9 protein-coding genes and 1 pseudogene are annotated in these 13322 nt (G+C 47.3%); all 10 read right to left on the reverse strand.

All coding sequences use genetic code 11. The annotated features are described in order from the left end of the window. Nucleotides 1–251: 251 nt before the first annotated feature. The gene (locus I6E40_RS05015) at nucleotides 252–2540 is read right to left on the reverse strand and encodes an NADP-dependent malic enzyme (protein WP_235385808.1); all 2289 of its coding nucleotides are present in this window, start codon (nucleotides 2538–2540) and stop codon (nucleotides 252–254) included. Nucleotides 2541–2831: 291 nt separating this feature from the next. After that, nucleotides 2832–3308 (reverse strand): four helix bundle suffix domain-containing protein, encoded by a 477-nt coding sequence (locus I6E40_RS05020; protein ID WP_235385809.1) that lies wholly within the window; start codon nucleotides 3306–3308, stop codon nucleotides 2832–2834. A 30-nt stretch (nucleotides 3309–3338) separates the two neighbouring features. After that, a pseudogene (locus tag I6E40_RS11070) lies at nucleotides 3339–3452 on the reverse strand (four helix bundle protein); the annotation flags it as partial. 464 nt (nucleotides 3453–3916) lie between these two features. Next, nucleotides 3917–7267, reverse strand: coding sequence for a DEAD/DEAH box helicase family protein (locus tag I6E40_RS05025; protein ID WP_235385810.1), 3351 nt, complete (start codon nucleotides 7265–7267; stop codon nucleotides 3917–3919). A 33-nt stretch (nucleotides 7268–7300) separates the two neighbouring features. Continuing rightward, nucleotides 7301–8329: a virulence RhuM family protein gene (locus I6E40_RS05030; RefSeq protein ID WP_235385811.1), complete on the reverse strand. Its 1029-nt coding sequence runs from the start codon at nucleotides 8327–8329 to the stop codon at nucleotides 7301–7303. 37 nt (nucleotides 8330–8366) lie between these two features. Continuing rightward, nucleotides 8367–9557, reverse strand: a complete 1191-nt coding sequence (locus tag I6E40_RS05035; RefSeq protein ID WP_235385812.1) for a restriction endonuclease subunit S — start codon at nucleotides 9555–9557, stop codon at nucleotides 8367–8369. Between the two features lies 1 nt (nucleotide 9558). Next, nucleotides 9559–10611: a DUF1016 N-terminal domain-containing protein gene (locus I6E40_RS05040; RefSeq protein ID WP_235385813.1), complete on the reverse strand. Its 1053-nt coding sequence runs from the start codon at nucleotides 10609–10611 to the stop codon at nucleotides 9559–9561. A gap of 45 nt (nucleotides 10612–10656) precedes the next feature. Further along, a complete protein-coding gene (locus tag I6E40_RS05045; protein ID WP_235385814.1) occupies nucleotides 10657–10926 on the reverse strand; it encodes a Fic family protein in 270 nt (89 codons plus the stop codon). 73 nt (nucleotides 10927–10999) lie between these two features. Next, entirely contained in the window at nucleotides 11000–12535 is a 1536-nt protein-coding gene (locus I6E40_RS05050; RefSeq protein ID WP_262910851.1) for a class I SAM-dependent DNA methyltransferase, read from the reverse strand. A gap of 380 nt (nucleotides 12536–12915) precedes the next feature. Further along, nucleotides 12916–13322: DUF3874 domain-containing protein (locus I6E40_RS05055; RefSeq protein ID WP_235385816.1), on the reverse strand; the 407-nt coding region annotated here is incomplete at its 5' end.

Below are 13322 nucleotides of genomic sequence, written 5' to 3' on the forward strand. Positions count from 1 at the left end.
GAACTTTTGTCAGTTGAGGAAGGAGCATAGCGGGCTATGTGACTGACGAAACTTACAAAAGGGCGCGCTAAGAAACGAAAAGCGACCAAAACGTAAGCACTTTCTTTTGAACGTTCCTTATCCCGTAATTTTTAGAACACCCCTTCAAGAAAACTCCCGCTCATTTGCCTGTCCGAGACAAGGAAATGAAGGTGCGGAGGCAAAGAGCGGGAGTGGGTTCATGAGACACAAAGTTCGGTGATGACGCTTCGTCATCCCTGTGTTTTTTTCTCCATGACGATGGCGTCAATCACAGCCACGGCGGTGACGTTGACGATGTCGCGGACGGAACTTTCAAAGTCGGTGAAGTGAATCGGCTTGTTCAGTCCCATCTGTACGGGCCCGATGACTTCTCCTTCTTCAAAGAAGTTTTTGATTATCTTGTAGGAGGAGTTCGCGGCAGAGAGATTGGGGAAGACGAGTGTGTTCACGTCCATTCCCTTCAGCGTGTTGAACGGGTATTTCTCATCGCGGAGTTCTTTGTCCATGGCAAAGTTGAGTTGCATTTCGCCGTCGATTGCCATGTCGGGGCACTCTTGGTGCATTCTTTTGATGACGTGTGCGACGCGCTCTGCACTTCCTTCGGTGTCGGTTCCGAAGTTGGAGTAGGAAAGCATGGCGACCACCGGTGTGCGGTTGAAGAAGCGTACGGTGGAAGCGGAGAGTCGGGCAATGTCGTAGAGCGTTTCTTCGTCGGGGTGACGGTTGATGAGCGTGTCAGCGACGAAGAGGATGCCCTTCTTGGAGTTGATGAGGTGCATGGTTCCGAAGTGGTTGTAGCCTTCGCGAATACCGATGACCTCGTTGGCGACTTTGATGGTGTTAGAATATTTGGTGTAGAGACCGGTGATGAAGGCGTCCGCTTCGCCTGTCTCAACCATCATCATGCCGAAGTAGTTTCTTTCATACATTTTGTCCTCTGCCTCCTGCGGCGTGTAGCCTTTTCTTTCCATTTTCTTGGCGAAGATGGAAGCGTAGCGGTGTCTGCGCTCGTTTTGGTTGTCGTTGCGGAGGTTGAGAATTTCGATTCCTTCGAGGTTGAGTTTGAGGTTTTCGGCAATGGCACGGATTTGCACGTCGTTTCCCAGGAGGATGGGGAAGCAGATTCCCTCTTCCTTGGCTCTGACAGCGGCTTCGAGCATGGTGGGGTGTGTTCCCTCGGCGAAGACGACACGTTTGGGGTTGGAGCGAGCGGTGTCGTAGAGGTTCTGGGTGAACTTACTTTCCTGTCCCATCAGTTCGCGCAAGTGTTGGCGATAGGCTTTCCAGTCCTGAATCGGTCGGCGCGCCACGCCGCTGTCCATTGCCGCTTTGGCGACTGCCATGGAGACCTCGGTGATGAGGCGTGGATCAACGGGTTTGGGAATGAAATAGTCGGGTCCGAAGGAGAAGTTACGGACGTGGTAGGCGCGGTTGACGATGTCGGGCACCGGGCGACGTGCCAGGTCGGCGATGGCGCGTGCTGCCGCCATTTTCATCTCTTCGTTGATGGCTTTCGCGGCTGTGTCGAGCGCACCGCGGAAGATGTAGGGGAAGCCGATGACGTTGTTGATTTGGTTGGGATAGTCCGTGCGTCCCGTGCTCATCAGCACGTCGGGTCGGGCAGCCATGGCGTCTTCATAGGAGATTTCGGGCACGGGGTTGGCAAGCGCGAAGATGATGGGGTTGGACGCCATGGAGCGCACCATGTCTTGTGTCAGGATGTTTCCTTTGGAGAGACCGACGAAGACGTCGGCGTCGCGCACGGCTTCGGCAAGCGTGTGGATGTCGGTGCGGGTGGTGGCAAATTCGCGTTTCTGTTCCGTCAGGTTGGGACGGTCGGCAGTGATGACGCCTTTGGAGTCGAGCATGACGACGTTCTCGTGGCGTGCGCCGAAGGCACAGTAGAGGCGAGTGCAGGAAATGGCTGCTGCGCCGGCACCGTTCACGACGATTTTGGCGTCTTCGATTTTCTTTCCCGCCACATCGAGCGCATTGATGAGACCGGCGGCAGAGATGATGGCTGTGCCGTGCTGGTCGTCGTGCATGACGGGGATGTCGAGTTCTGCTTTCAGGCGTTGTTCAATTTCAAAGCACTCGGGGGCTTTGATGTCTTCGAGGTTGATGCCTCCGAAGGTTGGAGCAATCGCCTTGACGGCAGCGATGAATTTCTCGGGGTCTTTCTCATCGACTTCAATGTCGAAGGCATCGACGCCGGCGTATATTTTGAAAAGAAGGCTCTTTCCTTCCATCACGGGTTTACCGCTCATCGCACCGATGTCGCCGAGTCCGAGGACTGCCGTGCCGTTGGAAATGACTGCCACAAGGTTACCCTTGTTCGTATAGCGGTAGGCATCCTGCGGGTTTTGCTGAATTTCGAGACACGGCTCTGCCACGCCGGGCGAATAGGCGAGTGAGAGGTCTGTCTGGGTGCGATAGGGCTTGGTGGGTACTACCTCAATCTTGCCCGGCTTTCCCATCTCGTGATAGTGGAGCGCTGCTTCTTTTGTGATTTTAACCATGATCAGTGTTTGTGTTGTGGGTTTGAAAAACGAAGCAAAATTACGGAATTGGGACTGAACGGACAAAGTTTGAGGTTTAATGAATGAAAAACGAACACTTTTTTTGCGGCTTGTGCCACCTGCCCGCGCCTTTTTCCGCCTCTAACCGAGACAGAGGGACAGGTACATTGACCCTGCATGGTGAACAAACGAACCTGTCCCTCTGACCCTTTGATGATTCTTTTTGCGTTCTTGACGTACTTATCATTCTTGACGTTCTTGACGTTCTTATCGTTCTTGACGTTCTTATCGTTATCTCTTTATAGTAATGCTTCGGCTTCCTGTGCACCCCGTCTCTGAGTATTTGCTGCAGCTCCAGAACGCATTGCCCTGGTTGCTGCCTCGCTTGGCATATCGTTTCACCATCGGCGCACCGCACTTCGGACACATCGGAGCATCCTCTTCCACGCTCTGCTGGCGCTGGCCCTCGATGCGCTCTTTAGTCATGTTTTCGGTAAAACCTCCTGTCTGCTTGAATGTTGCAAGGCAGTTCTCTAAATAGCGCGTTATCATGCTGTTGACACGGGCGCAGAGAATCATCAGCGCATTGGCAGAACACGTCAGTTCTTCATGCTCTATCCATGGATCGAAACGCTCTTTCTGCTTGAGCACATGCTCCATCATGTCGTGCATGATGTCTTCGCCATATTGCGGCGCATCGGGCTTCAACGCCCTCAGCTTGATGGCATTGGGGTCGTTGTTGCGCCAAGCCACCTGTTTGTTTGCCATGAGGATAAACGCATAATCATTGCTCAACTCGTTGATGCTGGCGCGTGCCACGTCCACCAGCTTCATCTCTGTCTCTATCGAGGTCTGATGGCGCGATACACCTTCGGCAATATTGGCCTGCCCCGAACGAGCTGCCTGAGTCATCTGGTCGAACAACCTGCCACAGGGGTCGTTCTTCTAATTCAGAAACCTTCGGCAGAAGCTGAATGTCCCCAACTGGATGATGCTGGCAAGCACCCACATATCCATATACATATATCCGGCAGTAGAACCTATCTTGACTCCCATGGTTGTCTTGGAGTATTTTATTGATTATAATGGAAATTCAGCCATTTGACCGGCTCACCAAGATCATCAATGATGCTCTTAATGTCACTGCAAAGTTACGCAAGAGTTTCAAAGTTTTCTTCGTCACTACTTCAATTCTTTTCCAAGCATGACGAAACGTAAGAATTTCACACAAATGGCACTTTTTAGGGGACATGAGGGTGTGTCAAAATGCACATTTTGGCTTCACCCTCGAAGGTGCGTCAGAATGGCTAAGATGCAAGCCCGAATCCGATAGCCACGCAGCAGATTGGCTATTATGACACACCACCATATATATTTTATGCTGTTGCCGATATGACTTGATGAATCTGCTTGACGAAGTCTTTCAATTTGACGAAGTGATCTCCGAAGGTGACACGCCAGTTGAATGCTTTTAGTGGATACTCAGTGAAGTTCTTTGTCTGAATATCACCGTTCACGCTGACATAATCAAGGATATTCTTCAAATAGCGTTCCTGCTCTGATGTTAGGTTGTGACCTTCGATGAAGTTCTGATAGATGTCAAGTGCCTTCTTGCGGTCAATGCCGTTGATAACACGAATGAAGGCTGCCACATTCGACTTGTACGGATGACCTTTTGCCAATTCGTTGTATTCGTCTCTTGTACCAAGTTCTTCAAAGAAGATTCGTTCCAATTCTGTGAAGTCGGCAGAAGTCAGCTGCTCAAAGTTCTGAATCTTACGGAGTGTAGCATTGTCGCTATGCGAAGCGAGGTAGTCGATAACACGCTGTTTGTAGGTTGTCCGGATAAGGGCATCCACGCCACCCTCTACCATTTTGTACTCATCCTCAATGTCAATGACAAACTTCTTTGTCTTACGTTGTTCCTTCAGCAGTTGCACAAGGTCACGCAAGTCTAAGCGGACTTTCTCCAACGCATCCAACGATTCGTTGTCCCAGAACTGTTGCGTCTGCACCAACTTGATGGTGTCTATTCGAGCCATGACAGCAGGAACAGTACCTTTCTTCTGAAGCAGAGCGGCTACGTTGACCACAACCTGACGGAACTGACCCACTCTCACCGTACTGTCAATATGTGCAAGCATCAGATGAAGCATGACTACATCAAACTTCTTTGCCTCTTCATCATCTTTATCAGAAGGAATAAGGCTTCCAATCTCTTTCAGACGCAGGGCATCTACCTCAGACAGGCAAGTCCATCTGTCTTTATCTCGGAATGGTTCAATAATACTCAGGAATGGACGTGCCTCCTTTCGCTCCTTACCGATAGAAGACACCTGTTTGTGAAGCAACTTCTTCAAGTCATCATGCAGTTTCTTGTCAAACTCTATCTTCTGATGATCGGCACTCTGTAGCTCCTTGACAATGTCGAGACGCAAACCAAACAGTCGTTCTGTCAGCGATTTGATGTTTGTAGGCTCTATGCCATCGCCATTCTCGGAGAAGTATTCAAAGTTGCCACACCAGTCAAAGATATAGAAATTCTCCTTGTCCATGCCAGGACCAAACAGGTCTTTGCACAAACGTGTGCCACGACCAATCATCTGGTCGAACTTGATCTTTGACTTGACAATCTTGAAGAACACGAGGTTCAGAATCTCTGGCACGTCAATACCAGTATCAAGCATGTCAACCGATACTGCTATCTGTGGCATCATCGTTGCAACCTTAAACTCTGCAATAATCTTTGAGTGGTGCTTCACCTGATTGTCTATCAACTGACAGTAGTCGGCTCCTCGCTCCGGATAGAGTGCATTAAAGCGCTCCACGATACGCTCTGCATGCCTATGGTTATAGGCAAAGATGATGGTCTTGCCAATATCCTCACCGCTATGTATCTTCTGACCATTGGTCATCAGTTCCGACAGCACATTGTCAATCGTATCATCATTGATAAGGTAGCGGAATATCTCGTTCCCTTCTATGTCTCGATGGTACTTCTCCTCCTGCGGAATGCCCTTGATGGCCTTTTCATATTCCCACACCTTTTCCAGTTCTGCACGCTCTTCCTTGCTGAGTTCATCATACTTGATGCCTCGGTTTATCATCTTCGAGGTGCAGTTCTTCAATTTGTATGGACGGAGGAAACCATCAGCAATGGCTTCATCGTAGGTGTATTCAAAGTTTGGTTCATCTTCCAACTCCAGCAGTTTGAAGGTGTTCTTATCTATCTCATCACGTGGAGTTGCTGTGAGACCAATCAGGAGTGAGTCAAAGTAATCGAAGATTGCCTTGTACTTACCGAACACACTCCTGTGTGCTTCATCTATGATGATAAGGTCAAAGTGACCGACCGAATACTTTACCGGCACTGCATTGATGTAGTTTATCATCGTCTGATAGGTAGAGAAGATGAAGCGTGCGTCAAGGTCAGGCTCATCGTCTTCCGACAGACAAGCCATCGACTCGCTTGGCAACAGGTTCTCATAGTTCTGACGTGCCTGGTTCACCAACTCTGTTCTGTCTGCAAGGAACAGAACGTTCTTTATCCAGTTGTTGTTGGTGAGCAATTTGCAGAGCGAGATACTTACACGAGTTTTGCCCGTACCTGTGGCAAGTACGAGCAATCCACGTCTGTGCTTTTTGTTCAACCACTCCACAAGACTCTTGATTGCCGTCTTCTGATAGTGGCGGTTTGTTATCTCATCGTCAATGGTCAGGTCGGTGATGTCCGCACGACCGCGTTTCTGCAAGATGTACTCCAGGTCATCATGGCTATGGAACGAGATAACCTCTCTGTCAGGATAGCCAAGCCCATCTATCACCTTTGTCACATACCCATTTGTGAAATAGATGACCGGTCGTACCCCATATTTCTTCTCCAGACAATTCGCATACTCTATTGCCTGTTTTCGTCCTTTCACAGGACTCTGTATGGTGCTCTTTGCCTCTATAACCGCAAGTGGTTTGCCACCTTTGCTGAACAGCACATAGTCGGCATAGCCGGTTCCTGAAGGGCATACACTTGGATCCATTCCTTCCATCTTCACCTCTATGCAGGCTTTGCTGCCTTGTATATCGCCCTTGACACTGAGGATGTCCCATCCTGCTTCATTCAGCATGTAGTCTATGAGACACTTGCGGGTGATGGCTTCGCTCTCTAATGATTCCTTAGGCTTTTCTCCCGGGGCTTTCGGATGCTCAATAGCATCGGTGGGAACGCAGTTTGCAATCTCTGTTGACACCGTTGGCTCTGAATGATCCACCACGTGCAAGCCGGAGAAGTTGTCGGGCACAATGGTGGCATCGAATGCCACAATGTTCTGTATGGCTCTCCAGCGGAAGAGGAAGCCGCTCACCACATAGTACAAGGCACGAAGGCAAATGAACGCATCGTTCTTCTTCACCTGCTGTGCTCCTGTGTGTGAAGCATAGTTACCGATTTTCTTCACTGTACGCATATCGCGCTCAAACTCCCAGTCTTCATCGATGAAGGCATCCATCTCCGGGTGTTTCAGCATTTCGTTCAGTGTCTCTCGTGGTTCGAGCGTCACATTCGCCATGTGCAGGTGGTTTTTTACCAACCATTCCAATGCCTTGCGTGCATTGCTGGCACTTTCCTCCGGAAAGGTTTTCTGAAAGATTTCTGCCTTATCGCAGTATGCGTGCAACTGACTGAAACTGGGTATCACCTCAGCCAGTTTTGTGATAAAGTCGAAATTCTTCATGCTTTTCTGTTCTTTTGTTATACAATTATTGTATCAGTTCACGAAATCCAACGGCAGGAGGTTATCTTCTTCGTCGAACTTATCAAAATCCGATTTAAACAAACGGTCTTGTATGATTCGGTATTTCTCAAATTCGCTCTCTGCATATTCTTTCGCATATTCTGCCGTTATCTTACCGGCATCATTCAGTACAGCATCACCACCGGCTTCAAGAACGATGTCTATTCGCTTTGCCCAGTCCTCCATTGTCATAGGAATGTGTCTGTCTGCCATACGTTGAGCAAAGTCAAGAATTGAGTTGACCAGTTTGCCCATATCGTCAAGTTCATTCTCCTTGAGATAATTCTTGGCGATGCTCACGTCTGCCTTAACAATTTTCCCATCGGGCGCTTTCTCCCAGGTTGTTAGCCCCATGTGTTCTTTTGATGCATCAGCTCGGTCAACGATCAACTCCGCTGCAGTATGACCATGCACGGCAAAGTGCATTTTGTTTTGTATCTTCTTGTAGAACATTCTTGTGGTGGGAGCATCCCTGTTGTAGTCGATGCTGGTGGCATATATGTCCGTGAGTTTCTGATAGAATCGCCGTTCGCTCATACGAATCTCACGGATTTCAGACAGCAGATGCTCAAAATAATCTTCATCTATGTACGCACCGTTCTCCATGCGCTTCTTGTCTATGATATAGCCTCTGAGTGAGAATTGCCGGATGACGTATGTGCACCATTGTCTGAATTGGGTGGCACGGATGGAGTTGACACGATAGCCCACGCTGATGATGGCATCAAGGTTATAAAACGATGTTTGGTAGATTTTACCATCGGACGCAGTTGTTTCCATTTTGGAAATAACTGAATCTGCCATCAGTTCTCCCGAGTCTAATATATTCTTCAGGTGCTTGTTAATAGCCGGTACACCCACGTCAAAGAGCGTAGCCATTGCCTTTTGGGTAGCCCATATCGTCTCGTCCTTATATAATACCTGTATGCCATTTTCCTTCCCTTCGGCTACAAAGGTAAGAAACTCAGCAGTACTATTTCGTATTTCTCTTTTCTTTGCCATTTGAATATTATATTTGAGACATCAACTCTTATCTGTTTTAGTCAAACCAATACTGCATACGGGATGCAAGGAGAGTTTCGAGGTCTGCTATTGTAGTCTGTATTTCTGCCTTTTGTTGCTCTATGAGTTCGATGCGCTTGGCAAAGAGTTGCTGGAGGGGGAGAGGGGGGAGGATAACAGGTATCTTTCTAAAATCTGCCATATTTATCTGTTTCAATGTTATACCCTTAGTGTAATCAGCTATTATGCATTTTATTTGTGGCATTTGAAACTGATAATACATAAACCATCTATCTGTATTATCGTTAAACAGCAAGGGTGTAATTCCTCTTGTTACATTGCAACCTTTAAGTTCGTCAGTCACTAATGAACATACTCCTGTTGTACCTCGTACACAAACAAGTAGTTCTTTGCCTGTTAATATCGTTCGAGAATAAGAACTTGATATTTTTTCTGTTGTTTTCTTCAGATTATTTGTTGATACAAAAGTACCGGTCAAGTCTATTGGACGTACTACTGGTATTCCATCTTCAACACCATCTCCAGGTTGCACTATTCCATATGATATAGTACATTCTAGAACAACTGTTTCTATCAACTTCTTCACTTCCCATCCTTTTTCATTCTCGACAGGGTCTCCGAACATCTCATAGAAGATGCTTTGCGCAAGGTTGTCATAGTCCTTCAGTTGCTCCTTCTTCAGGCTAATCAACTCGTTAATCTTGTCAAGTTCCACAACAATTGATTGTTGTATTAACTTTTCTGGAATTGAAATACAATCTTTAGCAATATCAACAAACTTAATGTTATTTATGTTTGCCCCATTACCAATAGACGAAAGAAATCGCTTAAATTTGGAAGAACAGAAATAATAGTACAACAGTTTGGGAACTATTAATTCTTCATTAGGTCTAATCAATCCCATAAAGCCTCCAAAAGCATAAGGATAATCCTTATCAATATAAGCAACTTTGCCGAGGTGTTGTTTGCTACCATTCGACATGCACATGAAAATAGAATTTCTTTGTAATTTTTTGTCGTTTGGAATAACAATAGCGTCAGAAATATATTTCAACTCATCATAGTTGAGAGTATTGGTTGCCAAATCAATATTATTTGACCTTAAAACAACATTCTCGGAAAAGTCAACTTCATCATTTCTCGAATAAGTTAATCCTCGTGAAAACGATGCAAGGCTTCCTATTGATATTACACATGTATTATTCATATTAAGCCTTTTCAAGAATGTTATATAATTCGTTATTAACCTTCAAATATTCACTCTCTTTTGTATCAAGGCGAGTAAGGATGTCTGAAACAGGTTCGTATTCTACCTTCTCACGCTCTATCTCCTTGTACTTGTTGGTGGAGAGGTCGTAGTTGTTGTTGCGGATTTCCTCTACCGGCACAAAGAAACTCTGCTCCTTTCTGCTGCGGCTCTCCTCACCCTTGGGGTTGTGGAAGCGGTTGACAATGTCGGAAATGTCGTTGTCCTTGATTTCAGAACGCTTGTCATCGAGGGAGAATCCATCAGCCTTCCTGTCCTTCAACCCTGTTGCCTCCATCATCTCCTTAACCGACATTTTCTGTTCTCCGACAACTATAATTAGGCGTTTGATATTCTCTTTCTCTGTGATGAACTGATTGCCTCCCACTTGAACCTGTTCGGTACTTGTGGGGGTACTTGTGGGGGTATCGCCAACATATCCTATAAGCATATACCTGTTCTTCAATTCGTTCTGTTCTCCAAGCATAAGATTACGGAAGAAGAGGGTCAAGAACGACTTGTCCGGCTCGATGTTTCTGGATGGATTACGATAGTTGGCACGAACCAAGGCGTTGCGGAAATACCATGAATTGTTGGCAAGCAGGCGGTAATAATATTGGCTGTTGATGTTGCGCTCCAACTCGCGTGTGCTCCATAGTTGGCTGAATGCTTCCTTCATGTACCACAGGCGAGCTTTTTCGTCATCAACGCGCAAAAGATGGCGGATATGTGTCCATGTAAGATTGTGAACTCGCGCGTTCACAATCTCTATATCTTTGAAACACAGGTAGAACTTGCGGAAATAACAAATGTTTCGATAGTTGAATGCATTACCGTATTCCGCCTGTAGGTTCTTGGCAACATTCTTTGCGATATACTCACCGTATCCAGCTCGCACTTCTCCATGCTGCTCTTCCTCCACAATACGTCTGCCCACATTCCAGTAGGTCTGTATCATCGAGGCATTGATGCTGATGTATGCTTGCCTGCGACCTTGCTCTATGATCTGTCGCAAGTCCGTGATAAGATGTGTATCTATAATATGTGTCTCTTTCATACGTTAGTTCTCCCGGTTTTTCATTTCTTTATACAGCATAGCCCCTTTCGCGGTAAGCAGGTATCGCTGGCGGGGATGACGTGGAGAGTCGGGATAGAGCATTTGCACCCAACCTTCGTTGATGGCTGGTTTTAGGGTGTATTCAAGGAAGTTTTTCCCGTCCTTCAACCCTGTTGCCTCCATCATCTCCTTAACCGACATTTTCTGTTCTCCGACAACTATGATTAGGCGTTTGATATTCTCTTTCTCTGTGATGAACTGATTGCCTCCCACTTGAACCTGTTCGGTACTTGTGGGGGTACTTGTGGGGGTATCGCCAACCTTTCTTGTACCTTATTATAGATGCTTATCCTTGCCCGTCAGGAGTCTTCCCCTCCAGCATGCTGACCAGTTGCCTATATCCCTTGACATACTCCGTTTCCGACTTGTTGAGGCGGGCGAGGAGGGTTTCCACGCTGTCGTACACCACCTTCTCACGCTCTATCTCCTTATACTTGTTGATAGAGAGGTCATAGTCGTTATTGCGGATTTCCTCTACCGGCACAAGGAAACTCTGCTCTTTTCTGCTGCGGCTCTCCTCACCCTTGAGGTTGTGGAAGCGGTTGACGATGTCGGGAATGTCATTGTCCTTGATTTCAGAACGCTTGTCGTCGAGGGAGAAGCCATCAGCCTTCATGTCGTAGAACCAAACCTTGTCAGTACCCCCACAGTTGGTCTTGGTGAACACAAGTACGGCTGTACTTACACCAGCGTAGGGCTTGAACACACCACTGGGCATGGAGATGACGGCACGCAGTTGTTGGTGATCGACAATCTCCTTGCGGATGGCAACATGGGCTTTTGAAGTACCGAAGAGCACACCATCGGGAACAATACTTGCACACCGACCGCCAAGTTCCAGTGAGCGAACGAACTGGGCAAGAAAGAGCAACTCTGTCTTGCTTGTGTTGGCGTATGCAAGGATATTCTTGTTTACATTACCCTTGTCAAGGCTTCCTGCAAAAGGAGGATTTGCCATGATGAGCGTGTAGCAACTCTGATCGTCATTCTGCTCAGAGAGTGAGTCGCGCCAAGCAAGTTCCGGAGCGGAAATATCATGAAGCAGGAGGTTCATAGCTCCGATACGAAGCATTGTCTGGTCGGTGTCATAACCATTGATCATGCTTGTCTTGATGTGGTGAGCCGCTTCGCCAACATACATTGCCGTCTCGTAGTTCTCCTTGATGTACTTGACAGCTTCCACAAGGAAACCGGCAGAACCCATGGCAGGGTCGCAGATGTAATCCTGGGGAGTTGGCTTCATCATCTCCACAATCATGCGAATGATGTGGCGAGGAGTACGGAACTGACCATTTGTGCCGGATGCTGCCATCTTGCCAAGGATATACTCATACACATCACCCATGGCATCACGATTGTTCATGTCGAGAGCATCCACACCGTCAATAACCTTTGCCAGTGTACGAGCATTAGGAATCAGGAATATCGCTGACTTCATGTAACGGCTATAAGCAGATTCCTCACCTGTACCGATATGCTTGATAAACTCGAAGACGCTCTGTCGAACTATCTTGAACATGTTGTCTGCACCAAAGTTCTTGAACACATGCCAACGCAGGTTCTCGTAGGGAACACCGGCTCTTTCCTCATCGCTCACAGCATCAGGATTCACCCAAAGTTGTCCTTCAAGAAAGGTAGGATTCTGTACCTCACTATCCCAGTCGCGAGCATTCTCTTCTTCCTGAAGCTGCTTGTCATCGAGCATCTTCATGAAGAAGATATAGGTCATCTGCTCCAGTACTGTGATAGGATTGGTTATACCAGCCACAAAGAATGTGTCCCAAATCTGGTCAATCTTATTTTTTATCTCGCCTGTTACCATCAGTACTTCGTTAATTTTTCAGTTTATAGATTCATTTATAATATGTTACGTGTCATATACGCCGCCCCTCTGAAAGAAACTTGTGCACCTGTCAGACGACCATAAACAACGATTCTTAAAATAGATGGGAATAATAGCGTAAGAGACCTCTTAATGTCACTGCAAAGTTACGCAAGAGTTTCAAAAGGGTGCGCTCCCAGTAAGAAATGTTTCTCCATTAATGCCCATTAATTGTCTCATTAATTGTCCCATTAATTCTGTTCAATTCGTGTTCAATTCGTGTTCAATTCGTGAACAATTCGTGTTCAAAAACAAATTAATGGCTTTTAATGAATCAATTCATGAACATTAATGTTCCAAAAATCACTCGTGCTTCTCTTTCAAACCGCCGCCGTCTGCTTCCGGCTGACACAGTAGAACACGCCCTTTGCGGTGCGCTTTTTCAGTACGCCCAGGTGGCGCAGTTGGCGACCCATGCCCGCTATCTTCACGCCCTGCAACGCACGCGGGGATTCGCGCTTCAAGGCCTCGAAGATTTCGGTGGCGGACAGCCATTGCGTAGCCTCCGTGCCTTCGCCCATCATGAACGACTTGTGGAACGCTTCTGCTAACGGGGACTGACGGTAGAAGGTGCGGTTATGTTCTTCAATCTCAGCCTCCTCTTCTTTGGAGAAAAAGGTCGGCTGACCCTCTGCCAACTCTGCCATGACCTGCGCATAGAGTTGGTCGTGGTCTATCGCCTCGCGACTAATCGGTGCCTCCACCATCTGGCAGAAGAAGCGGCGCG

The sequence above is a fragment of the Prevotellamassilia timonensis genome (assembly GCF_021531665.1).
Classification (GTDB): domain Bacteria; phylum Bacteroidota; class Bacteroidia; order Bacteroidales; family Bacteroidaceae; genus Alloprevotella.